General features: G+C 61.8%; 19 protein-coding genes and 4 tRNA genes. 12 read left to right on the forward strand and 11 right to left on the reverse strand.

Features of this window, described 5'->3' with window-relative positions:
* Positions 1-70: 70 nt before the first annotated feature.
* Positions 71-1114, reverse strand: coding sequence for a tRNA dihydrouridine(20/20a) synthase DusA (gene dusA, locus DKK67_RS07905; RefSeq protein ID WP_111495839.1), 1044 nt, complete (start codon positions 1112-1114; stop codon positions 71-73).
* 192 nt (positions 1115-1306) lie between these two features.
* Here dusA and DKK67_RS07910 point away from each other — a divergent pair, with 192 nt between their 5' ends.
* Entirely contained in the window at positions 1307-2221 is a 915-nt protein-coding gene (locus DKK67_RS07910) for an AEC family transporter (RefSeq protein WP_111495840.1), read from the forward strand.
* A gap of 16 nt (positions 2222-2237) precedes the next feature.
* Here the strand turns inward: DKK67_RS07910 and DKK67_RS07915 are convergent, their stop codons facing one another.
* Positions 2238-3212 (reverse strand): zinc ABC transporter substrate-binding protein, encoded by a 975-nt coding sequence (locus tag DKK67_RS07915; protein ID WP_111495841.1) that lies wholly within the window; start codon positions 3210-3212, stop codon positions 2238-2240.
* A gap of 189 nt (positions 3213-3401) precedes the next feature.
* Between DKK67_RS07915 and gltX the strand changes: the two genes are divergently transcribed.
* The 5 genes from gltX (at position 3402) to DKK67_RS07940 (ending at position 5448) form a co-directional block, all read left to right on the forward strand.
* Positions 3402-4898 carry a glutamate--tRNA ligase gene (gltX, locus tag DKK67_RS07920; protein ID WP_111495842.1) on the forward strand — a complete coding sequence of 499 codons (1497 nt, stop codon included), beginning with the start codon at positions 3402-3404 and terminating at the stop codon, positions 4896-4898.
* A gap of 92 nt (positions 4899-4990) precedes the next feature.
* Positions 4991-5066, forward strand: a tRNA-Ala gene (locus DKK67_RS07925).
* Positions 5067-5073: 7 nt separating this feature from the next.
* Positions 5074-5149, forward strand: a tRNA-Glu gene (locus tag DKK67_RS07930).
* A 138-nt stretch (positions 5150-5287) separates the two neighbouring features.
* Positions 5288-5363 (forward strand) — tRNA-Ala (locus DKK67_RS07935).
* A 9-nt stretch (positions 5364-5372) separates the two neighbouring features.
* A tRNA-Glu gene (locus DKK67_RS07940) sits at positions 5373-5448 on the forward strand.
* 180 nt (positions 5449-5628) lie between these two features.
* Here DKK67_RS07940 and DKK67_RS07945 read toward each other — a convergent pair.
* Positions 5629-6480 (reverse strand): 6-pyruvoyl trahydropterin synthase family protein, encoded by an 852-nt coding sequence (locus DKK67_RS07945; RefSeq protein ID WP_111495843.1) that lies wholly within the window; start codon positions 6478-6480, stop codon positions 5629-5631.
* Positions 6481-6583: 103 nt separating this feature from the next.
* Here DKK67_RS07945 and DKK67_RS07950 point away from each other — a divergent pair, with 103 nt between their 5' ends.
* The gene (locus DKK67_RS07950) at positions 6584-7201 is read left to right on the forward strand and encodes a nucleotidyltransferase family protein (protein ID WP_111495844.1); all 618 of its coding nucleotides are present in this window, start codon (positions 6584-6586) and stop codon (positions 7199-7201) included.
* On the opposite strand, the gene DKK67_RS07955 is transcribed toward DKK67_RS07950, so the two are convergent.
* Positions 7161-8216, reverse strand: a complete 1056-nt coding sequence (locus DKK67_RS07955; RefSeq protein WP_111495845.1) for a response regulator — start codon at positions 8214-8216, stop codon at positions 7161-7163. The genes DKK67_RS07950 and DKK67_RS07955 overlap by 41 nt on opposite strands.
* A gap of 211 nt (positions 8217-8427) precedes the next feature.
* Entirely contained in the window at positions 8428-9009 is a 582-nt protein-coding gene (locus DKK67_RS07960; protein ID WP_228160539.1) for a hypothetical protein, read from the reverse strand.
* Positions 9010-9293: 284 nt separating this feature from the next.
* Here DKK67_RS07960 and DKK67_RS07965 point away from each other — a divergent pair, with 284 nt between their 5' ends.
* Complete coding sequence (locus tag DKK67_RS07965; protein WP_111495846.1) at positions 9294-9743, forward strand: methylglyoxal synthase; 450 nt, start codon at positions 9294-9296, stop codon at positions 9741-9743.
* 47 nt (positions 9744-9790) lie between these two features.
* Positions 9791-12715 (forward strand): insulinase family protein, encoded by a 2925-nt coding sequence (locus DKK67_RS07970; protein WP_111495847.1) that lies wholly within the window; start codon positions 9791-9793, stop codon positions 12713-12715.
* A gap of 47 nt (positions 12716-12762) precedes the next feature.
* Here the strand turns inward: DKK67_RS07970 and ppsR are convergent, their stop codons facing one another.
* On the reverse strand, positions 12763-13578 hold the full coding sequence (ppsR, locus tag DKK67_RS07975) for a posphoenolpyruvate synthetase regulatory kinase/phosphorylase PpsR (RefSeq protein ID WP_111495848.1): 816 nt from the start codon (positions 13576-13578) through the stop codon (positions 12763-12765).
* Between the two features lie 188 nt (positions 13579-13766).
* Between ppsR and ppsA the strand changes: the two genes are divergently transcribed.
* A complete protein-coding gene (ppsA, locus tag DKK67_RS07980) occupies positions 13767-16169 on the forward strand; it encodes a phosphoenolpyruvate synthase (RefSeq protein ID WP_407657812.1) in 2403 nt (800 codons plus the stop codon).
* Between the two features lie 135 nt (positions 16170-16304).
* Positions 16305-16790, forward strand: a complete 486-nt coding sequence (rraA, locus tag DKK67_RS07985) for a ribonuclease E activity regulator RraA (RefSeq protein ID WP_228160540.1) — start codon at positions 16305-16307, stop codon at positions 16788-16790.
* 73 nt (positions 16791-16863) lie between these two features.
* On the opposite strand, the gene DKK67_RS07990 is transcribed toward rraA, so the two are convergent.
* The 3 genes from DKK67_RS07990 to DKK67_RS08000 form a co-directional block, all read right to left on the reverse strand.
* On the reverse strand, positions 16864-17172 hold the full coding sequence (locus DKK67_RS07990; protein WP_228160541.1) for a PilZ domain-containing protein: 309 nt from the start codon (positions 17170-17172) through the stop codon (positions 16864-16866).
* Between the two features lie 206 nt (positions 17173-17378).
* Entirely contained in the window at positions 17379-18059 is a 681-nt protein-coding gene (locus tag DKK67_RS07995; RefSeq protein WP_228160542.1) for a TIGR04211 family SH3 domain-containing protein, read from the reverse strand.
* Between the two features lie 214 nt (positions 18060-18273).
* Positions 18274-18573 (reverse strand): YciI family protein, encoded by a 300-nt coding sequence (locus tag DKK67_RS08000; RefSeq protein WP_111496814.1) that lies wholly within the window; start codon positions 18571-18573, stop codon positions 18274-18276.
* A gap of 88 nt (positions 18574-18661) precedes the next feature.
* Here DKK67_RS08000 and DKK67_RS08005 point away from each other — a divergent pair, with 88 nt between their 5' ends.
* The gene (locus DKK67_RS08005; protein WP_111495851.1) at positions 18662-19546 is read left to right on the forward strand and encodes a PHP domain-containing protein; all 885 of its coding nucleotides are present in this window, start codon (positions 18662-18664) and stop codon (positions 19544-19546) included.
* Here DKK67_RS08005 and DKK67_RS08010 read toward each other — a convergent pair.
* Both DKK67_RS08010 and rne read right to left on the reverse strand, forming a co-directional pair.
* Positions 19516-20058 (reverse strand): YecA/YgfB family protein, encoded by a 543-nt coding sequence (locus DKK67_RS08010; protein WP_111495852.1) that lies wholly within the window; start codon positions 20056-20058, stop codon positions 19516-19518. The two genes, DKK67_RS08005 and DKK67_RS08010, sit on opposite strands and share 31 nt — an antisense overlap.
* A 177-nt stretch (positions 20059-20235) precedes the next feature.
* Entirely contained in the window at positions 20236-23508 is a 3273-nt protein-coding gene (rne, locus tag DKK67_RS08015) for a ribonuclease E (protein ID WP_111495853.1), read from the reverse strand.
* Positions 23509-23637: the final 129 nt, after the last annotated feature.

Genomic DNA, 23637 nt, shown 5'->3' on the forward strand with positions numbered 1-23637 from the left:
CTACAATAGCGATCTGCCTGGGCGGGAACAAGGGGACGGAAGCCGTGTTACGGCTCCGTCACGGTCGGGGTCAGGCCGGCTGCAGGATGTCTTCGCCCGTCTCTTCGGGGACCTTCGCCATCGCCCGCTCCAAAACCTCGATGCCGGAGCCGGGTTTATGGGCGTTCTCGCTGATGTGGCGGCGGAACTGCCGGCCACCTTTGCAGCCGTGAAACAGGTTCATCACGTGACGACTGATGTGCGTCAGGTAGACACCGCGATCGAGTTCGCTCTGGATGTACGGCAGCATCGCCCGCAGCACGTCGTGGCGATTGCTGTAGGGCGCAGCACGGCCGAACAGGACCGGATCCACCTGCGACAGCATCCAGGGGTTCTGGTAGGCCTCACGACCGATCATCACACCGTCGACGTTTTCCAGGTGTTCCTGACACTGGGGCAGCGTCTTGATGCCGCCGTTGATGATGATCTCCAGGTGCGGGTAGCGCTGTTTGAGTGCGTATACCCAGTCGTATTTCAGCGGCGGGATTTCCCGGTTTTCCTTGGGGCTGAGGCCATCAAGGATGGCGATGCGGGCGTGCACGATAAACGTACGGCAGCCGGCGCTGGCGACCACGTCAATGAAGTGGCACAGATCGTCGAACGATTCGCGGCCGTCGATGCCGATGCGATGTTTGACCGTCACCGGCAGGTGGGTGGCGGCCTGCATGGCGGATACGCCCTCGGCGACCGTTTCCGGATGGGCCATCAGGCAGGCGCCGATCATGTTGTTCTGGACCCGGTCGCTGGGGCAACCCACGTTCAGGTTGACTTCGTCGAAGCCGTGATCCCCCGCCAGGCGCGCGCAGGTGGCCAGTTCCGAGGCGTTGCTGCCACCCAGTTGCAGGGCCAGCGGGTATTCGGCTTCCTCATGGCGCAGGAAACGGACGGTGTCACCGTGGATCAGCGCGCCGGTGGTCACCATTTCCGTGTACAGCAGGGTGTCCCGCGACAGCAGGCGGGCGAAATAACGGTATGCGGAGGTGGTCCAATCCATCATCGGTGCCACGGAAAAGCGCCGGTTGAGGGCTGGCGCGGCGTTGCTGGACGGTGTCTTGGTGATTCCGGCTGACGGCATGGGCATCCTGATGTTGCTGGGTTCGTTCTCGGGCGCGCGATTATAACGCGTCGGGCACTGAATAAAAAATGAACCGTTTTGCTGGTAGCGATGCGGCGCAAGTTGTTGCAGCAACTGGTAAGCTTCTGATTTTGGGCGCGGCGTCCTTTTTCCGGCGCCCACTGCGTGTCGGCGGGAAAGGAGTAGGTAGCCGTGGAAGTGCTTATACAGGCCCTGGTACCGGTGTTTGGGTTGATCCTGCTGGGTCAGTTCCTGCGTCGGGTGCATTTTCCGGGCGACGGTTTCTGGCCGTTGGCGGAGCGCTTCACCTACTATGTGCTGTTCCCGCCCATGCTGCTCTACAAACTGGGCAACGCGCAGATACCGACCTCCGCCTATGGCGATATCGCCCTGGTGGTGATAGCCATGGCGGCGACCATCACGCTATTGATGGTCGTGCTGCAGCTCTGGCAGCGCTGGTCCGGCGCGGTTTTCAGCTCGGTGTACCAGGGCGCGATCCGTTTCAATTCGTTCGTGGGGCTGGCGGCGGCCGGGCTGATGCTGGGAGACGACGGGCTGTCCCTGTTTGCCGTCGGCGTGGCGATCAATGTGCCGTTGCTCAACCTGCTGTGTATCCTGATGTTTTCGGTGATGGTGGGGCAGGGGCCGGTGCGGCTGGTTCCGATGCTCAAGGCCATCGTCACCAACCCGCTGATCGTGGGCTCGGTGGCGGGCGCCATCTGGGGTTACCTGGGCATCGGCTTCCATCCCATCATTGCCCGGTTCCTGGAGCCGCTAAGTAGTATGGCGTTGCCGTTGGGGCTGCTCACGGTGGGGGCCGGGCTCCAGTTCAAGGCATTGCGTCATGCCTCCATGCCGTTCGTGCTGTCGTCGGCGCTGAAGCTGGTGCTGTTACCGGTTGTCACCGCGGGCCTGGCGGCCTGGCTGGGCATTGACGGCCTGATGTTGCAGGTCCTGATTCTGCTGGCGGCGCTGCCGACAGCGTCGTCGGCCTACATACTGGCACGCCAGCTCGGGGGCGACGCCCCCTTGATGGCCGGCATCATCAGCGGCCAGACTCTGCTGGCTATCCTGATCATGCCGGTGATGCTGGGGTTGCTGACGTAGGGATGCGGGCCTGAAACTACTCGCCCAGGCAGGAAAGTGCCGCGTCGGCCAGCGACTGCTGGAATTGCAGGTAACCGTCCCTCTCCAGCGGGATGTCCGAGCCCAGCGGATCCCAGGTGGTGATGGTCAGGTTGAGATCTTCGGTCAGTCCCTGCCACCAGTCACGGCTGAACTGGGGCTCGGTCATCAGGCAGGGGTGCGCGGCACCGCCCAGTTCTTCGCGGACTTTGGCCAGATGCCGGGCGCCCGGTGAGCGTTCCGGTGTCAGCGTGAGCGCCTGGCTGACGTGCAGACCATAGTGCTCGGCGAAGCGTCGGAAGGCGTCGTGGTAGGTGAAAATGTCCACGTCGTGGAGCGATGTCAGCCGGTTGCGGATGTCGCCCTCGGTCATCTCCAGCGCTGTCTCGAAGTCCGCCAGGCGCCCGGCCATGGCGTCGGCCTGGTCAGTGCGTACCTGCGCCAGGCGTGCCTCAATGGCGCGGGTCATGGTCAGCGCGATTTGCGGGTCCAGCCAGACGTGGGGGTCGACACCGTGATGGTGATGTTCGTGCTCCTCTTCGGCGGCGTGGTCGTGTCCGGCTTCGTCATGGTGCTCGTGTTCGGCTTCCTCGTGATGCTCGGCGTGCTCTTCGTGCGCGCCCTCGTGGGCCTTGATGTCGTCCGGCATCAGGGCGAGGGTGCGATCCTTCATCTCCGGGCTTTCCAGCAGGTGTTCCAGGAAGGTTTCCAGCTCCGGCCCCACCCACAGGATCAGGTCGGCGTCAGCCAGCGCCCGGCGGTCGGATGGGCGCAACTGATAGGTGTGGGGGCTGGCACCGGCCGGAATCAGGGTGTGGATCTCTGTGTCGGCGGGGGCGACCGCCTGGGTCAAAAGGGCCAACGGCTTGATTGAGGTGACGATTTTCAGGGGCTGCTCGGGTTGTGCCGCGGCGGCGGTTGCTGTCAACAGGAGCAGGGCGATGAGTTTTACAGCGTGTCTGGCGTAGGTCATGTCGAGTTCCAGTGCGGATTTTTGGCAATGTTATAATGTAACAGGTTGCGCGTAAAGTCCGAAACAAGCGACGAAGATGCGGTCTCGTGGGTTCATGCGTGCGAGCGTATAGGACGCTATAATGCGCGATCTGAATCCATTCCGCGGATGCCCGCTCAGGAGCGTCCGTTCTGCTCACAGGAATCATCAATGACTGTTCGTACCCGAATTGCACCGTCTCCCACCGGTGATCCCCACGTTGGCACGGCCTACGTGGCGCTGTTCAACATGTGCTTTGCCCGCCAGCACGGTGGTCAGTTCATTCTGCGCATTGAAGATACGGATCAGACCCGGAGCACGGCGGAATCCGAGCAGGATATCCTGTCAGCCCTGCGCTGGCTGGGACTGGAGTGGGACGAGGGGCCGGACGTGGGTGGCCCGCACGGTCCTTACCGCCAGTCCGAGCGCAAGGCCGATTACCGTGGTTACGCTGAGGAGCTGGTGGAAAAGGGCCACGCCTTCTACTGTTTCCGCACGCCCGAAGAGCTCGATCGGATTCGCGAAGAGCGCAAGGCCGCAGGCCAGAATCCGGGGATCAAGGGCGACCTGGAATTGCCGGCGGATGAAGTCCGGGCGCGTCTGGAAGCGGGCGAGCCGCATGTGATCCGCATGAAGGTGCCGGACGAGGGCGTCTGCGTCATCGATGACATGCTGCGCGGCCAGGTCGAGATCGATTGGGGGCAGGTGGATTGCCAGATCCTGCTCAAGTCCGACGGCATGCCGACCTATCATCTGGCGAATGTGGTGGATGACCACCTGATGGGCATCACCCACGTGATGCGCGGTGAGGAATGGATCAACTCCGCGCCCAAGCATCAGTTGCTCTACAGGTACTTTGGCTGGGACATGCCGGTGCTGTGCCACCTGCCGCTGCTGCGCAATCCGGACAAGAGCAAGCTATCCAAGCGCAAGAACCCCACCAGTATCAACTTCTACGAGCGTATGGGGTTCCTGCCCGAGGCGGTGATCAATTACCTGGGGCGTATGGGCTGGTCGATGCCGGATGAGCGCGAGAAGTTCTCGGTCCAGGACATGATCGACCACTTCGACATCCAGCGGGTGTCCCTGGGCGGCCCTGTGTTCGACGTGGAAAAGCTGCGCTGGCTCAACGGCCTCTGGCTGCGTGAGGATCTCGACGATGAGGCGTTCGTCGAGCGCCTGCAGCGCTGGTGGTTCAATCGTGAGGCGCTGGAGGCCCTTGTCCCTCACGTTCGCGGGCGTGCCGAGGTGTTCAGCGACGTGGCGCCCATGGCCAGTTTCATGTTCTCCGGCATGATGGATCTCAAGCCCGAGGACTTTGCGCACAAGAAGCTGGAAGAGGGGGAGGTGAAGCGGGTGCTGCAGTTTGCCCTGTGGCGCCTGGAGGCCCAGCGGCACTGGAGTAAGGACAATATCTTCGTCGACGTGAAAGGATTGGCCAAGGCCATGGACCTGAAGATGGGCGAGTTCATGTTCCCCATTTTCGTGGCCATTGCCGGAACGCCCAACTCCTGGTCGGTGATGGATTCCATGGCGCTGCTGGGCCCGGATATGACCCGGGCGCGACTGCGTCATGCACTGCAGGTGCTGGGTGGTTTCTCCAAGAAAGAAACCAAGCGGGTGGAGAAAGAATACGCGGCGTTGCCCGCTGAAGGGGGCGACGCGTAAGACGCTGTCCTGCGGCCTGTTACCCCCTGAAAAAAGTTCAGTTCAGGGGTTGACGGGCAGGGGGCGCATCTCTACTATACGCATCCGTTGTCGGGGCCATAGCTCAGCTGGGAGAGCGCAACACTGGCAGTGTTGAGGTCAGCGGTTCGATCCCGCTTGGCTCCACCAAGTTTTAGTCCCCTTCGTCTAGTGGCCTAGGACTCCGCCCTTTCACGGCGGCAACAGGGGTTCGAACCCCCTAGGGGACGCCAATTTGGAAAGCCGTTCACAAGATGGTTTTCCTACTTCGTAAGCCCTGCTCATGTAGGGAGTCGGAGGCGAAAAACCGCCCCACACCGGGCGGTTTTTTGTTTGTAAGCGAATAGATGTGCAGTGAAAATAGAAATTGAGGGGCCATAGCTCAGCTGGGAGAGCGCAACACTGGCAGTGTTGAGGTCAGCGGTTCGATCCCGCTTGGCTCCACCAATTTTTCTAGTCCCCTTCGTCTAGTGGCCTAGGACTCCGCCCTTTCACGGCGGCAACAGGGGTTCGAACCCCCTAGGGGACGCCAATACAGAAAGCCGTTCACAAGATGGCTTTCGCCCTCCGAAGCGGTCTATCAGGGCCGGGTCGGGATAAAAAAAACCGCCCAATTGGGCGGTTTTTTTATGTCTGGAATTTGTCTCTGAGCCCGTCTGGCGTGTTCGCAACGACGGGCGTTGCGACTGCCGTGAGGGCGGCGCCAGGTGCGTTAGCGGATGGCAATGGCGCCCTTGCCAACGCCTTCAAAGGCCTTCACCTGGATACGATCGTTCGGATGCGGCTGCTTGCAGGTATCGGCCAGGTGCGCCGCGATCAGTTCCACCGTGGAGTCCGTGTTCATCAGGTAAACGCGACGACGGGGCAGGGTCAGGGTGAATTCCCCCTGATTCGCCTCATAGGCAAAGGTGACATAGGCCGTGTCGTTTTCCACGAACTGCTCGACGATGTCTTCCTCGGTGCCCACATAGATGTCGCGCCACCGGTCGGCCCATTCGCGCTCCAGATCATTGTCGCGGGCATCGTTGCGCCGGATCTCGATGCGCGAACGGTGCCCGTGCGCGATTCGCTGGCAATTGCCCAGATGCTTTTTCAGGCCGTGGACGTAATGATAGTAGGGGCCGTCGATTTCTTCTTCCCGCAGGATGACTTCGATACCTGTAACGTTGCCCGGCAGCACGGCGCGCAGTTCGGCTTCAAGCAGCGCCGACACCGCCGACGGCACCACGCGTTCGCCCTCAAGCAGGAGAACGGCTTCGGCCGGGGACTGGTGGCGAATCAGGCCGCCATCTTCCAGCTGCCAGGCCAGGCTGACCCGATCACCCTCTTCGGTGACCTCCAGCGCAGGCTGATCCATGGGCGTGACCAACCGGTGGTCGACGCGTTCGTCGATCACCTGCTTGATGGTGCGCTTGACCGATCCGAAATCGAACACCATTCCCTGTTCGTCCAGCTCGCCGGCCAGGACGATATCGACAATCCAGCTTTCCCCCACCAATCCGCGACGGGTGTCCAGGTAAGCGAAATCGATGACGGTCAGGTTGTCGACAAAGAGGTGGTTCATGGATCAATCTAATTCCGGATAGGCGTGTGATTGGCGCAATTCTAACAAAATTTCGTCTTCCCCCGTGAGTATTTAGCTTCCGACATTGAGCGGGAATGTGTTCATGACCAACAAACTTGATGTGTCTGCGGCAGCGCTGGTACTGGCTGCCGGAGGTTCCCGGCGTATGGGGCGCCCCAAGGCCGCCTTATCGTGGTGTGGAAATTCCTTACTGGCGCTGGCGATTCGGCGCGCACGTGAGCTGTCCGACCGGGTGCACGTCGTGGTGGGCGGCCACTACCCGCTGATCCGCTTTCGCTGTGCCGCACAGCCGGATCGCTGGGTGGTCAACCCGGACTGGGCCGATGGGCAGGCAGGCTCGTTGCAGAGGGGGTTATCAAGCCTGCCGGTGGGCATCACGGGCGCCTACGTGCTGTTGGTGGATCAGCCGGCAATTCATCCGGAATTCTGGCCGTCATTGCGCCAGGCGGTTGACGAGGAGGAGGGGCGGCGACCGGTGGCTGCGGACCTGGGCGGTATGGCAGGCGCGCCGGCTTACCTGCCGCGCTCCATGTGGCCGGCGATTGCCCGGCTGCACGGGGATCAGGGGGCCGGTCGACTGCTTCGGCGGTTGGACGCCCGCCTGGTGGCGGCCCCGGGAGCGCAGCAGGACATCGACCGCTGGGCCGACTGGCAGCGCCTCAGAGCGCTCCGGAAAGCCACACCATGCCCGCCCCGATGAGCCCCAGGCTCACCGCCAGGCCACTTACGAAGGCTCGTAAGCTGAGGCCGCGATGTTGGTTGGCATAGGCTTCGACGGCGTTTCGGGCGATCTCCTCGGCGGTGTCACGGGAAATGGCGTGGGCCTGTTGGATGGCTTCCGACTGCAGCGTCTGCCAGAACTCGGTGTCGATGGTCTGCACGCTGGTCATGTGGTCCTTGAGCTCGGCCAGGGTTTCCGCCGTCAGTCCGGTTGATGCCGGCGGTGCCGATTGCCGGGAGAGGACCTCTTCCAGGTCGGCGCGAATATCGTTCCTGAGCCGCTGCAGGCGCTCTGCCAGCAGATCGGCCTGGACGCTCCGCTCACGCTCCAGTAGCCGGCCCAGATGGTCGTATTGCTCGTCGAACAGGCCGCTGAGCAGCTCGTGCAGGCGGTTATTGACGTGTGTCCGCACGGCCGAACGGGCGACTTCTTCGATGGCGGCTTCCGAGCTTGCCGGTTGTGGGCCGCTTTGCTGTTGGCTGGTCCCGGAGTATGCCGCTGTGCTTGCGGGTTCCGGCCCGGTCAGGTCGAGTGGCTCGTCATCGAGGGCCAGCATGGGGTCGAGTGTGTCTTCAGGGGCCGGCGGAGCGGGCAGGGTATCTTTTTCGATGTCAGCGGTGAGCTGGTCAAGCACCGAGTAGAGGTGGTCCTGCTGCAACGGCTTGCTGAGGATGTCGTAGATGCCAAAGCGTCGGGCCTGGTCCGAGAAGGTGTCGGCCTTCTTGGAGGTGCACATGATGATTGGGATGGTTGCCGTAGCGGGATTGCCCTTGATGGCCCGGGTGGCTTCGATCCCGTTCATGCCGGGCATCAGGTGATCCATGAAGATCACGTCGGGCCGGATTCCGTCCTTGCCGACGCTGTTGAGGGCATCCAGGGCTTCTTCGGCAGAGCCGGCCATGCCGACCGTCATTGAACCGTTTTCCAGCAGTTTGCTCAGCGCGAAACGGGCCACCTTGGAATCGTCCACCAGCAATGCGTTCTTCAGTGCCATGCTACAACCTCAAAGTCCTTGTGGGTCCGGGCCAGGTTTGTCAGGCGGGTGTGGACGCCCCGCATCAGGGGCGATCCACCCTGGAACGGGATGGCGTGTGGTTATCCCCGCCTTTCCCAGAATAGTAATCGGTTTTCAGAGGTTTGCCGTGATTTCGCACGTGGCAAGCGGAGCTTCGACGGTCCGCGCTATCGCGGGCCGATCCGGATCGCTATGGATTGTCCGGCTGCGGCTCGCCGTCGCCGATCCGGGATGCGGACTGGCGATCCTCCCACACGCGCATGTGAACGTCCGCTTCGTAATCGTAGGGGGAGCGGAATGGCGTCAGGATGAAATCGAAAATCAGGAAGAAAAAGCCGACGGAAAGCCAGGCGACGACCAATGTCTGGGTGGTATGGGCCTGCACTTCCGGATTGGCGGCAATAAACGCCTCCAGTTGCGGAAGCAGGTTGGTGACCAGGATGACGGGGTTGAAGCTGGCCATGACCAGAGGCACCCAGAAGGCGATGATCACCGGGAAGAAGCAGAACGACCACAGCAGCCGGCGCAGGCTGTAAACCAGCAGCGATCGGCGGAAGCGCTGGCGTAGTTCCGGTACTTTACGCAGTTGTTTCAGGTAGCGCTTGCGCTCCACCCAGTAGGGCGCCAGTTCGGCGCTACCCGGCTCCGGCTCGGAGCGCGGTGAATCGGGAGCTTCACGGGGAGCCAGCGGCGTTGCCGTGGCGGCCGGTGCGGGCTGCTCCGGCTCCGCTTGCTCGGGCGATGGGGATATCTGGGACAAAGGGGCACTCATGCGCGTGACGTTTTCCTGCAAGCAATCCTGACACGGTAACCGGCAACCCCTCGGGCCACCTGTTAAAAAGCGACTGACAATAGAGAGTAACTAATTCAGCCATTGACTTCACCCCGGTTCCTTTACGGTGGCGTCATGTTGGATAGTGCGTGTTACCCTACCGGTAAATGTGACGATAACCGCTGTGACCCCGGTTGAGGCTCGTGAGACAGAACTGCGTCGCCCCCGGACTCGTCGACCAGTGGCCCATTAACCAGCGATTAGGATGCAGGGTAGGTATCTCGATGACGGACGCAATTCATCGTGTGGCGCTGGTCGCCCATGACAACAAGAAAGCGGATCTGGTGGCCTGGGTGGCGCGTAATCGCGACACGCTTGAGAACTGTGCGCTGCTGACGACCGGCACCACGGGGCGCTTGCTGTCGGATCAGACCGGACTGCCGGTGGAGCGTCTGCAAAGTGGTCCGCTGGGAGGGGATCAGCAGATCGGTGCACGGATTGCCGAAGGACAGGTGGATCTCCTGATCTTTTTCTGGGATCCCCTTGAGCCGATGTCCCACGATCCCGATATCAAGGCGCTGTTGCGGGTCGCCACGCTCTGGAATATCCCCATCGCCTGTAACGAGAGCTCGGCGGACTTCATGGTGTCGTCTCCCTGCTTCAGCCAGTATCAGCGGAAGAAACCGGACTTTTCCGTCTACCAAAGTCGCCCTGTCGCCGGTTCCGAAGCGTGAAAGGCGCCCGGAGCCGACCAGAACGAATGACCATTCAGGATTCTGTTATGACCAAGAACGCCGACCAAGCCGTTCACCCTGCCTTCGAAAGGGTGAGAAAACACCGGATCGAGACCCTGCACATCGACGTGGAGGAATACCGTCACCGCAAGACCGGGGCAACGCACCTGCACCTGGCTTCCGACAACGACGAGAACGTGTTTTTCGTGGCCCTGCGGACGTTCCCCATGGACTCAACCGGTGTGGCGCACATTCTTGAGCACACCGCCCTGTGCGGCAGCGAGCGCTACCCGGTCCGCGATCCCTTCTTCATGATGATTCGCCGGTCGCTCAATACCTTCATGAACGCCTTTACCAGCAGCGACTGGACCGCGTATCCGTTCGCCACCAAGAACCGCAAGGATTTCGACAACCTGTTGTCCGTTTACCTGGATTCCGTCTTCTTCTCCAAACTGGACGAGATGGATTTCTCCCAGGAAGGGCACCGTCTGGAATTCGAGGATCCGGACGATCCGTCCACGCCGCTGGTTCACCGAGGTGTGGTCTACAACGAGATGAAAGGCGCCATGAGCGCGCCGACGTCCCAGCTCTGGCAGAAGCTGAGCAGTCACCTGTTCCAGACCACCACCTACCACTACAACAGCGGCGGTGAGCCGACCCACATTACCGACCTGCGTTACGACGACCTGCTGGCGTTCTACCGCCATCATTACCATCCGTCGAACGCAATCTTCGCCACTTTCGGGAATATTCCGGCCATCGAGCATCACGACCGCTTCGAGAACCTGGTGCTGTCCCGTTTCGAGCGTCAGGACGTGGAGTTGCCGGTACGCGACGAGAAGCGCATTTATGCCCCGCTGCGGGTGGAAGACGCCTACAGCATCAGCGAAGGCGAGGAAACCGACCACAAGACCCACATCGTTATGGGCTGGTTGCTGGGGCACAGTTTTGAACTGGAAGAAAACCTGGAAGCCCACCTGCTGGCCAACGTGCTGCTTGAGAACAGCGCATCGCCGCTGATGCGGGCCCTGGAAACCACCGATATCGGCCATGCGCCGTCGCCCATGCTGGGGCTGGAGGATTCCAACCGGGAGATGACCTTCGTGTGCGGCATTGAAGGCAGCGAGCCCGGCCGCGCCGGAGACCTCGAGAAACTGGTTGAAGAGACGCTGGAGAAAGTCGCCCGGGACGGCGTCAGCGAAGAACGCCTGGAAGCGATCCTGCACCAACTGGAACTGCACCAGCGCGAGATCGCCGGCGACCAGTTCCCCTACGGCCTGCAGCTGATCATGGCGTCGATCTCGCCGATGGTGCACGGCGGCGATCCGGTCGACCTGCTGGACCTGGAGCCGGTGCTGGCGAGCCTGCGCGAGAAGATCAAGGATCCGGACTTCGTGCCGCGACTGGTACGCCGGATGTTGCTGGACAACCCGCATCGCGTCACCCTGACCCTGCGTCCCGATGACCAGATGGAGAAGCGCGAGCAGGCCGCGGTGGCCGAGGCGTTGGCCAAGCGCAAGGCCGGGCTGGAAGAAGACGAGGTCCAGACCATCGTCAAGCGGGCGGCGGACCTGGAAGCGCGCCAGAATCGCAAAGACGACGATTCGATCCTGCCCAAGGTGGACCTCAGCGACGTACCGCTGCAGACACCGGAGCCGGAAGCGCGGATGACCGAGGATTTTCCCGCAACACTCTATGACCAGGGCACCAACGGCTTGGTCTACGAGCAGGTGGTCCTGCCCATGCCCGCGTTCAGCGATGAAGAGCTGTTGCTGCTGCCGCTCTATACCACCTGCCTGACCGAAGTCGGCTGCGGCGAACTGGACTATCTGCAGATGCAGGACCGGTTGTCGGCGGAAACCGGTGGCGTCAGCGCCTTTACTGTGGCCAAGGGCCGTATCGATGATGTGCAGGATCTGTCCGGCTATCTGGTGATCGGCGGCAAGGCGTTGGCGCGCAATCGCGAGAAGCTGACGCGCCTGCTGCGCGACATTTTCGAGAACGCCCGTTTCGACGAGCATGCCCGGATTCGCGAGACCGTCGCCCAGATTCGCGCCCGCCGCGAGCAGGCGGTAACCGGTAGCGGCCACGCCCTGGCGATGGGCGCTGCGGCCCAGGGACTCAGCCCCGGCGCGCGCCTGGCCTTCCGTCTGGGTGGCCTCGCGGCCATCAAGGGCATCAAGGCGCTGGACGATGCGCTGGATGACGGCGCCGAGCTGGAAGCCCTGTGCAACAAGCTGGCGAACATTCACCGGCGTATCCAGAGTCAGGCGCGCCAGTTCCTGGTGGTGGGTGAGCAGGAACAGCTAGAACCGACGCTGACAGCACTGCGGGAAGCCTGGCCCAAGGCTTCGACGATTGAAGCGGAGCGCTGGGAAGTGGCACCGGTCAACGAAACCGTGCGCCAGGCCTGGGTGACCTCCACTCAGGTGAACTTCTGCGCCAAGGCCTACAGCACCGTGCCGATCGATCACCCCGATGCCGCGGCACTGACCGTGTTGGGCGGATTCCTGCGCAACGGCTACCTGCACCGGGCTATCCGGGAACAGGGCGGGGCCTATGGCGGCGGTGCGGCCCAGGACAGCGTCAACGGCACCTTCCGTTTTTTCTCGTACCGGGACCCGCGCCTGACCGAAACCCTCGACGACTTCGACCAGGCCGTGGATTGGTTGCAGCAAACCGACCACGATCCGCAGGCGCTGGAAGAGGCGATCCTGGGGGTTGTCGGCCAGCTGGACAAGCCGCGCTCCCCGGCCGGTGAGGCCAAGCACGCTTTCCAGAACCGTCTGTTCGGGCGCACGCCGGAGCAGCAGAACCGTTTCCGCGAGCGCGTCTTGGCGGTCACTCTGGACGATCTGAAGCGCGTGGCAGGCGAGTGGCTGGTGCCGGAGAAGGCGAGTACCGCCGTGATCACCAGCGCCCAGCATCGCGATGCCCTGCGCGATGCCGGTCTGGAGATTTGCGAACTTTGATCTGAGCGCTCCGGAACGAGCGCCAGGGAGGTTTGAGCGGAGCCGGGTTACCGGTTCCGCTCAATGCCAGTGGTGACCATGATGCGGGTGGAAATTTCCTCGATCGAATAGGCGGTCGTGTTGAGGTAGGGCACCCGTTCCCGCCGGTACATCAGTTCAATTTCCTCGATTTCAAACCGACACTGCTTCTCCGAAGAATACCTGGAATTCGGGCGCCGCTCGTTGCGGATGGTTGCGAGCCGCTCCGGATCGATGGTTAATCCAAAGAGCTTTTCCCGATGGGGGCGCAGTACCGATGGCAGGCGCTGGTCATGGATGTCGTCTTCGGTGATCGGGTAATTGGCCGCCTTGATGCCATAGTGCAGGGCCAGATAAAGGCAGGTCGGCGTTTTGCCGCTGCGGGAGGCACCGATGAGGATCAGGTCGGCTTCGTCGTAATGTCGGGTGCGAGCGCCATCGTCGTTGTCGAGGGCAAAGTTCACCGCGTTGATGCGTCGCTCATAGTTGGTCTCGTTGGAAATCGAGTGCGAACGGCCCACCGAGTAGGACGACGAGGCATCCAGCTCCAGTTCCAGCGGCTGCAGGAAGGTGCCGAAAATATCCACCATGAAGCCGTTAGCTCTGGACACCTCCGCCCGGATGACGCTGTCAACGATGGTATCGAAGATCAGCGGTTTGGCATCATCCAGTTGCGCCATCCTGTCGATGCGCTTGACCACGGCGGCGGCCTTTTCCAGATCGTCGATGTAAGGCACGGTGATGCGTTCGAAATGGATTTTCTCGAACTGGGCCAGCAGGCTGTTGCCCAGGGCCTCAGCGGTGATGCCGGTGCCGTCGGAAATGAAGAATGCCGTCCGTTTCATGGTCTGTGGTGTGCTCCGTTACGGGCTGTCGATTCGGATTTCTCAGGATTAAGGATTCCTTAACCTGCCCAAAAGCCGCACCAGTGGCGGGCTGAAGGCTAGTAATGAGGGAGCTATACGTGAAGATCCCTAGGTAATCCACGAAGGTTACAGTATGATACCGCCCATATTCGATGGCTACCCGCCGAATGGGCTCAAGAATTGAAGGGAGATGCGCTTTGGAAGATTACATCATCTGGTTTGAAAACCTGGGTATGTCGGATGTAGACCGCGTTGGTGGCAAGAATGCGTCGCTGGGAGAAATGATCAGCAACCTGGCCAATGCAGGCGTGACCGTACCCGGTGGATTCGCGACCACAGCCCATGCGTACCGCGAATTCCTCGCCAAGGACGGTCTCAAGGACCGGATCGACGAAGCGCTGGAAGCACTCGATATCAACGACGTCAACGAACTGGCACGGGTTGGCGCCCAGATTCGTCAGTGGGTCACCGATACGCCTTTCCCGCCGGCGCTGGAAAAAGCGCTGGAAGAGGCTTACTCCCAGCTGCAGGGGAGCAATCCCAATATGGCCGTTGCGGTGCGCTCCTCGGCGACGGCTGAAGACCTGCCGGATGCCTCTTTTGCGGGCCAGCAGGAAACCTTCCTGAACATCGTCGGCTACGAGCACGTCAAGCACGCGGTTCGTGAAGTGTTCGCCTCCCTGTTCAACGACCGCGCCATTTCCTACCGCGTCCACCATGGTTTCGATCACAAGCTGGTCGCACTGTCCGCCGGTATCCAGAAAATGGTGCGCAGTGAGACGGCCGCCAGCGGCGTGATGTTCAGCCTGGATACCGAATCCGGTTTCCAGGATGTGGTGTTCGTCACTGCCTCCTACGGTCTGGGCGAGACCGTCGTCCAGGGCGCGGTCAACCCGGATGAGTTCTACGTTCACAAGCCGACGCTGGAGGCGGAGCGTCCCGCCGTGCTGCGCCGTAATCTCGGCAGCAAGGCCATCAAGATGGTTTATGGAAACAGCGCTGAGGCGGGCAAGTCGGTGGAGACCGTCAAGGTTGAAGACGCCGACCGCAACCGTTTCTGCATCACCGACGAAGAGGTCGAGAACCTGGCCCGTCAGGCGGTGATCATCGAGAAGCATTACGGCCGCCCGATGGACATCGAGTGGGCCAAGGACGGTGATGACGGCCGTATCTTCATCGTTCAGGCGCGTCCCGAAACCGTCAAGAGTCGCGCCCAGGCGAACGTCATGGAGCGTTATCTGCTGAAAGAGCAGGGCACGATTCTGGCGGAAGGCCGCAGTATCGGCCACCGTATCGGTAAAGGTCCGGTGCGGGTGGTGACCAGCATCCAGGAAATGGATCGCGTCCAGCCAGGCGACGTGCTGGTGACCGACATGACCGACCCGGACTGGGAGCCGGTGATGAAGCGTTCGTCCGCAATCGTCACTGACCGCGGTGGCCGCACCTGTCACGCCGCCATCATCGCCCGCGAACTGGGCATCCCGGCGGTTGTGGGCTGTGGTGATGCCACCGATGTCCTCAAGGAAGGCCAGGAGGTCACGGTCTCCTGCGCCGAAGGTGACACCGGTATGGTGTACGAGGGCAGCCTCGATTTCGAACTGCGCGAAAACACCGTCGAGTCCATGCCGGACATTCCGTTCAAGATCATGATGAACGTTGGCAATCCGGACCGGGCTTTCGACTTCCAGTCCCTGCCAAATGAAGGGGTGGGTCTGGCGCGCCTGGAGTTCATCATCAACCGCATGATTGGTGTACATCCGAAGGCGCTGCTGAACTTTGACGGCCTGCCGCGCGACATCAAGCAGACGGTCGAGAAGCGGATTGCCGGTTACACGTCGCCGGTGGATTTCTACGTCGACAAGTTGGTCGAAGGTATTTCCACGCTGGCGGCGGCGTTTGCCGACAAGAAAGTGATCGTGCGCCTGTCCGACTTCAAGTCGAACGAATACGCCAACCTGATCGGCGGCACCCTTTACGAGCCGGACGAGGAAAACCCGATGCTCGGGTTCCGCGGCGCGTCCCGCTACATTTCCGAGACCTTCCGCGACTGTTTCGAGCTGGAGTGCCGTGCCCTCAAGAAGGTGCGTGAGGAAATGGGCTTCGAGAACGTGGAGATCATGGTGCCGTTCGTGCGCACCCTGGGCGAAGCCCGTCAGGTGGTTGATCTGCTCGCCGCCAACGGCCTCAAGCGCGGCGACAAAGGCCTGCGCGTGATCATGATGTGCGAGCTGCCAGCCAACGCGCTGCTGGCGGACGAGTTCCTCGAATATTTCGACGGCTTCTCCATCGGCTCGAACGACCTGACCCAGCTGACCCTGGGGCTGGACCGGGACTCCGGCATCATTGCCCACCTGTTCGACGAGCGTAACGAGGCGGTCAAGAAACTGCTGTCCAATGCGATCCAGGCCTGTAAGCGGGCCGACAAGTACGTCGGTATCTGTGGTCAGGGACCCTCGGACCACCCGGACCTGGCCAAGTGGCTGATGGATCAGGGCATCGACAGCGTGTCCCTGAACCCGGACTCGGTGCTCGACACCTGGTTCTTCCTGGCCGACGAAGAGCTGGACTGAGCCTGAAAGGAAAGCCGGTGCCACGCACCGGCTTTCCTGTATCTGGCTCCTGGAAAAACAAAAACAGGCTGCCAAGCCTTTCAGACGCAACGCTTTCAGACATCCAGACGTTCCAGAAAGATGGAGGAGAACGACGTGACTATCGTAACGCCCGATCTGTGTGACGAATATCCGGACGTGACCGTAGTGGAGCCCGGCTTCAACAACTACGGTGGCATCAAGGCCTTCGGCGGCGAAATCGTGACGGTGAAGTGCTTCGAAGACAATTCCGTGGTGAAGGAACAGGTGGCGACGCCGGGAGAAGGGCGAGTGATGGTCGTCGACGGCGGTGGTTCCAGGCGGGCTGCCCTGCTGGGTGACATGCTGGCCGAGAAGGCGGCGAGTAATGGTTGGGCCGGCATCATCATCTACGGCTGCATTCGCGACGTGGACGTGATCGGTGAAACCCAGCTGGGCGTGCAGGCCCTGGCGACGATTCCGCGCAAGACGGAAAAGCGCGGCATTGGTGACCTCAACGTGCCGGTGACGTTCCACGGTACCACCTTCGTACCGGGACAATATGTCTATGCCGACAACAACGGCATCATCGTGTCCGAGAAGGCCCTGTCTTTACCGCAGTAACGTCGAGATCAGGCGCCTGTCTGACGCAGCGGCAGCGACCGGCGCCGCTGCGCCTTTCCTTGTCTTTTAATTCTTAGCGTTTGATTTCCTGGATGGCCGCGCCGACGAGGTAACCGTCGCCGGACTCATCCAGTTCACAGCGCAGCACTTCGACCGTGGCTTCCAGTGGCGGGAAGCGGTCGTTGCTCGACGGCAGTCGCGTCTGTAGCTGGGTGCCGACGGGCATGGCGTCCTGAACCGCGAGCTGCATGCCGGTTCCGCTGAGATCCTTGCAGATACCCTCCAGTTGACGCCCCTGCGAGTCACTGATCTCGACCGGCGTGTTGACCCGCATCCGGTGAAAGTCCCGTTTCTCCGAATAGTCACGCATCGTATTGGCCATGCTGTTACCTCTCGGCTTGTGTTTTTACTGTTATAAGTTGCCTAAGCCGGGACGTCAAAGAACGATCGGCAATAAGAAAGGCTTCAAGTCAAATATTTAGTGGGTTGCCGTATCTTTTTCCACAAGATATGGGGCGCTTGGTATCTAAGGAAGGGTAAGAGAGGAGAGGGGCGGCGCTGCGGACGCCACCCCACCGACATCGGGTATCAGGCCCAGTTGTCGGTTTTGCGGGTCGGCTTGAGCCAGGGCACGACAATGGCGATCAGTACGCCGGCGCCGACCAGCAGGGCGCCCAGCATCATGAAATCCGTTTCCTTTTTGGCCTCAAGGCGCTCGTTTTCGGCGGTCAACACCTCGACTTCCTTCTTGAGCTGTTGATTGCTTTCCTGCAGTTCGCGATTGCGGCGGTCCAGGGTGAGGGCGTTGGAAGAGACTTCCTTGATGCGATCCAGTTCGGCGCTGAGTTTGCCGGCGCGGGATTGCAATGATTCTTCCGAGGTCGCCAGCTCATTGCGCTCCGACTGCAGGGACTGCAGCTGGCTCCGGGCCTCCTTGAGATCCGATTCCGTCTGTTCCAGCTTCCTCTGGGCCGCTGCAAGGCGGTCGCGGGCGATGGGCTGGGGCGACAGATAGCGCGTCAGCACCCAGCCTTCCTGGCCATCCTGGGTGCGGACGTGACTGTATCCCGAGTCACCTTCCTCAATGACATTCAGGCGCGTGCCGGAGGGCAGGCTGTCGACAATGCGGAACTGGTTGCCTTCGCCGCTGCGCAGCATGATCAAGAGTTCGTCGTCGACGTAACGGGTCTGGGCAAGGGCGGTAACGGATACCAGCGTCAGTACGACGGCTGCGACGAGTTTCGTCAATGTGAATGGCTTATGAATCACAATGAATCATTCCTGCTTGTTTTCTGAATCCTGGGGCGTCCCGGGGCATTGGTAAGGCCTGGAGTGCGACCTTTATTATTCTGCCGGTGGGGCGGGCAAGGGTAAGTCCCACAACGCCGTGTAAGGCGACTTTTAAGAGGCCGTTCAAACCGGGAATTCTGTCATAGATCCCAACGCGATCAAGCGTCTGGTTATTACGATCTGTCAATGGATCCTACGGCAGCACCGGTTTGAAAGGCTTGACCATGACACTGGCGTAGACGCCGGCTTCAACATAAGGGTCGGCATCGGCCCAGGCTTGCGCCTGTTCCAGCGACTCGAACTCGGCGACCACGAGGCTGCCGGTAAACCCCGCATCGCCCGGTTCGGGAGAGTCAATGGCCGGGTAGGGACCGGCCAGCAGCAGGCGGCCTTCCTCCTTCAGGGCCTGCAGGCGCTCGATATGGGCGGGGCGGGCCTGTTTGCGCAGCGGGCCGCTGTTGTCGACATCCTGGCTGATAATGGCGTAGTACATGCTTTCATCCTCGTGGTTGGCGCTGTTGGCTGGCTCCGTTTGGAGCATGCGCGTATCCTGTGCCGTACATTAAACATTTCGGCCTCATATGACCATATCTGCAACACACTCCGGCCGTATCGATCTGCATTGCCACAGTACCGCGTCCGATGGCGTCCTGTCGCCGACCGAGTTGGTGGCACGGGCTGCGGAACGGGGGGTTACCCACCTGGCCTTGACCGACCACGATACCACCGCGGGCCTGCCGGAAGCGGCAAAGGCGGCCAACGACGCGGGCATTTGCCTGGTACCCGGCATTGAGCTGTCGTGCCAGTGGCGGTCACAAACGATTCATGTGGTGGGCCTGGGGTTCGACGACAATCACCCGCGCTGGCGCGAAGCCCTGGCTGGTCAGGCGGAAAACCGCTGGCGTCGAGCCCGGATGATTGCTGAGCGGCTGACCAGGCTGCGGGTCGACGATCTGCTCGACAAGGCGACTGCGCAGGCCGGTGGTGACGTACCCGGGCGCCCGCATTTTGCCCGGGTGCTGGTGGAGGAGGATGTCGTCCGGGACAGCGGACAGGCGTTCAAGCGCTATCTGGGCGCGGGTAAACCCGGCGACGTTAAAGCCTGCTGGCCGTCACTGGAGACGGTGGTTCAGTGGATCATCGATGCCGGCGGCGTTGCCGTGGTGGCGCATCCGCGCAAGTACAAGATGACGGCCACGCGTTTGCGGGCCCTGATGAGCGATTTTCGCGCCGCTGGCGGTCATGGAATGGAAGTGCTGACGTCGGGGCAGTCCAGCGGGGATCTGGGCTTTCTCGTGGAGCTGTGCCGGCGGGAGGGTTACCTGGCGTCGCAGGGCAGCGACTTTCATTTTCCCGGCGCGGCCTGGTGCGAACTGGGTCGATTGCCGGGTGTGCTGCCAGACGACCTTGAGCCAGTCTGGCAGCGCCTTCCGGATTACTTCTCCGGCGCGTGGAACAGCAGGTAAAGATCGGTCAGTGAGTCGGGGATGGCATCGGCCATTTCCTGGCTGAGCTTGTCGCTGTTGCGCACCTTTTCGAAGTCCTCGTCTTCGAACAGGCCGGACAGCGCCAGCATCGGTACCAGCAGATCCGCCGCTTCCTTTTCGTTAATACTCAGCCACTCGTCTTCGTGTTGCAGAAAGGTGTCGACGAACCCGGCGCACCAGTTTTCCAGCGCGTTCATGGGGTCTCCGTCCTCGGGCTCCGGCAGCTCCAGCGTCTCTCCCATATCCAGCGATGCCGCCATGGTGTCGCCCAGCTTGCCCACAGCCTGGCGGAAGGCATCCGGTACACCGGCGGCGGGCAGTTCGTCGAGTCCCGTGGCGATCAGGAACATGGCTTTCGCGTCCAGCTCGTTGGGGCCGACGACACTGGCGCTGACGACGCCGTGCAGGCCGAAGAAGTCCAGGGCGTCGTCGGCCCAGGGTTCGGCAAACAGGATGTCTTCGACCGCTTCGATTTCTTGGGGAGACAGCATGGGGGTTCACTCCTGATCGGACGCTACAGAGTATAGCGGCTTAATATGCGGCACACAGTATGTCGTCGCATCGTGGTAATCAAGTGACAATAAAAACGGGCCCCGAAGATTCGGGGCCCGTTCGAGAGCGGGCGGGGCCGGAGGCGTGTTGGCCTCCGGTGGCCTTCAGGGCGTCCTTCAGCTGTCGGACGAGCCCTTTTCCTCAGAGGTTGAGGTTTCGCGGGCCGGTGATTTGTCGGTAGCCGTACCCTGCTTGGCCGCCGCCTCGGCTGCCCGCTGACGCTTGCGGACTTCACGCGGATCGTTGTAGGCGCGACCGGAAGCCGTTACCGCCGGAGCGGCCTCTTTGTTTTCCGATCCCTTCGCCTGATCCTTGTCGGCATCCTGTCCAGTGGCTGCTTGCGTCGGCTTCTCCGGCTTGGGAGCCGGTTGGGCCGCTTCGGTCGCCGCTGGCTTGGCGCTGTCGCCGGTGTCGGCTTTATCGGGTGTATCGCCTGGTTTGGTGGCAACCGGTTTTTCCTCAGCCGCCTTCTCCGGTTTCGGCTCCCCGGCTACTTTCTCAGAACGATTGCCCGCGTCGGCATCGCCCTTGGCCGTTTCCGCGGCCTGCGGTGGCTTGGGCTCAGTTTTCGGGGCAGGGCGTTCCTGCGCCGGTTTTTCGGCCTTTGTCTCGGCCTTGTCCGCCACCTGATCGGCCGGCTTGGGTTCCGGTTTGGTTGGCGTTGCCTGTGGCTCGGAAGGCTGCTGGTTTGCCGGCTTGCCGGTTTCCTCGGCCGCGGGCTTGGCAGCGACTTCCGGTTTGTCGCCTGATGAGCCTTCCGGCTTGCCGTTTGCGGCGGCCTTCTCCGGTGCCGGCTTATTCGGCTGGCTGGCGGATGTTTCTGCCTGCTCCGGGGCCGGTTGTTTGTCGTCTGCCTTGTTGGCTGCCGCCGGCTCCTGAGCCTTGGCATCTTTGGTCTGGTTGCCCTCGGTCGCCACCGGCTCGCGGGGCTGATCCTTGGCCGGTTCCGGCTTGGGCTTCGCCTCGGCCTGCGGCTTATCGTCGGTTTTGGCCGCTTCTGCCGGAGCGGGCGCCGGTTTCTCAGCCGGTTTGCTGTCGCCCGGCTGTGGCTTGTTGGCCTTGCGCTCCTCGCTCTGACGCGTGGGCTGCTCTACCGGCGAGCCGTCGCGATTACGCGGGCGGCGTGGCCGGCGACGCTTGTTGTCATCGCTGCGAGGCTTGCTGTCGTCACCGCGCGGTTTGCTCTCTTCGCGGTTTGACTGGGCCTGCTTCTCACTCTGTTGGCTGCTGCGGCCCTGTTCCTTGCTCTGCGGGTCGGGCTTAGCCTGATCCGTCTTGTTCTGATCGGACTTGGCCTGATCCGGTTTGGGCTTGTTGTCCTTCTGGCCCCGCTTGTCGGACTGGCGGTTATCCTTGCGCTTGCGATCGCCGCCCTTGTTGCCGTCCTGGGACTTCTGCTGTTGCTGGCCCTTGTTCTGCCCCTGCTGGTCGGACTGATCCGGCTGGTCGCCGCTGCGACGGCCGCGACTGCGGCGCTTGCCGCCGCCTTCGTCCGGTGACTGCCGACGATTGTTTTCACCCTGACGGCGATTCTGGTTGCCGCTGCCGCTACGGTTGTCGTCACGGGCAACGCGGGACTTGCGACGATCCTGACGACCACCGCCGGTGTCGCGACGCTGGGACTGGTTGCGACGGTCCTGATGGTTCTTGTCGCTGCCGGATTCACTCTGTGCCGGCTCTTCGCTGAAGAATGCCGAGAGCTTGCGGGACAGGCGCTTGAACAGGCCCTCTTCCTGCTGCTCCTGGGGCTGCGGCTGTTCAGCGGCGCGAGGGGCCGGAGCGACCGGGCGAATGCCTTTGACGGCGGCCTCTTCACGGGGCGGCTGTTCGCGGGCGACGCGCGTCTCGACGGTTTCCTCTTCCTTGAAGTCCTGGGCCAGCTCGTAGCTTGAGCCGCGTTCGACGGCGCTGACTTCGTCCTCGCGGACACGCAGGATTTCAAAGTGCGGCGTGTCGATGTGGGGGTTCGGAACCACCAGCACCGTCACTTCCTGGCGGGCCTCGATGTCAGCGAGCTGCTTGCGCTTCTCGTTGAGCAGGAAGGTCGCCACGGACACCGGCACAATGGCGCGGACCTCGCCGGTCTTGTCCTTGGAGGACTCCTCGTAGATCAGGCGCATGATGCTCAGCGCCAGCGACTCGATCCCGCGGATGGTGCCCTGGCCGTCACAGCGCGGGCAGACTTCACTGCGAGTCTCGCCCAGGGAAGGACGCAGGCGTTGACGGGACATTTCCAGCAGGCCGAAGCGGGAGATCTTGCCCACCTGGACGCGGGCGCGGTCCAGTTCCAGCGCTTCGCGGACTTTCTGTTCGACTTCGCGCTGGTGTTTGGCCGGAGTCATGTCGATGAAATCGATCACGATCAGGCCACCGATATCACGCAGGCGCAGCTGGCGGGCGACTTCCTCGGCCGCTTCCAGGTTGGTTTGCAGCGCGGTTTCTTCGATGTCGTGACCTTTGGTGGCCCGCGACGAGTTGATGTCGATAGACACCAGGGCCTCGGTCGGGTCGATCACGATGGAGCCACCGGACGGCAGCTTCACTTCGCGCTGGAACGCGGTCTCGATCTGGCCTTCGATCTGGTATCGGCTGAACAGCGGGATTTCGTCCTTGTACAGCTTGATCTTGTTCTCGAAGGAGGGCATGACCGCCTGGACAAAGCTCAGGACATCTTCGTGCACCACTTCGGAGTCGATCAGTACTTCGCCAATGTCCTGGCGCAAGTAGTCGCGTACGGCGCGAATAATAACGTTGCTTTCCTGATGGATCAGGAACGGGGCCTGACGGCTGGCGGACGCGTCGGTAATGGCCTGCCAGATCTGGGTCAGGTAGTTGAGGTCCCACTGCAGCTCTTCGGAGCTGCGGCCGATGCCCGCGGTGCGCACGATCACACCCATGTTGCGGGGCACTTCAACGCCGTTCATGGCTTCCTTGAGCTGGGCGCGCTCCTCGCCCTCGATGCGGCGGGAAATGCCGCCGGCGCGAGCGTTGTTGGGCATCAGCACCAGGTAACGGCCGGCCAGGGAAATGAACGTGGTCAGGGCCGCGCCCTTGTTGCCGCGCTCTTCCTTGTCGACCTGAACAATGACTTCCTGGCCTTCTTTCAGGACGTCCTTGATGTTGATCTTGCCGTCAATGTCCTTGGGGGACTTGCTGAAGTATTCCTTGGAGATTTCCTTGAGAGGGAGGAAGCCGTGACGCTCGGCGCCAAAGTCGACGAAGGCGGCTTCAAGGCTGGGCTCGATACGGGTGATCTTGCCCTTGTAGATGTTGGATTTCTTCTGTTCCCGGTTGCTCGCTTCGATGTCGAGATCGAAGAGACGTTGTCCGTCTACCAAAGCAACACGCAACTCCTCGGGGTGAGTTGCATTGATCAGCATTCTTTTCATGAAGAACGAGTTTCCTGTCGGTTACGACGGAAACCGGCCGAATCGGCGCTCATCGGCGAGGCAGGATAGCGGTGGCTGAATGACAACAGCCGGACACAGTCAGACGTGGGCGGCAAGCCGCTCCAGGGG

Origin of the sequence: Marinobacter bohaiensis, assembly GCF_003258515.1 — a bacterium.
Lineage (GTDB): Bacteria > Pseudomonadota > Gammaproteobacteria > Pseudomonadales > Oleiphilaceae > Marinobacter_A > Marinobacter_A bohaiensis.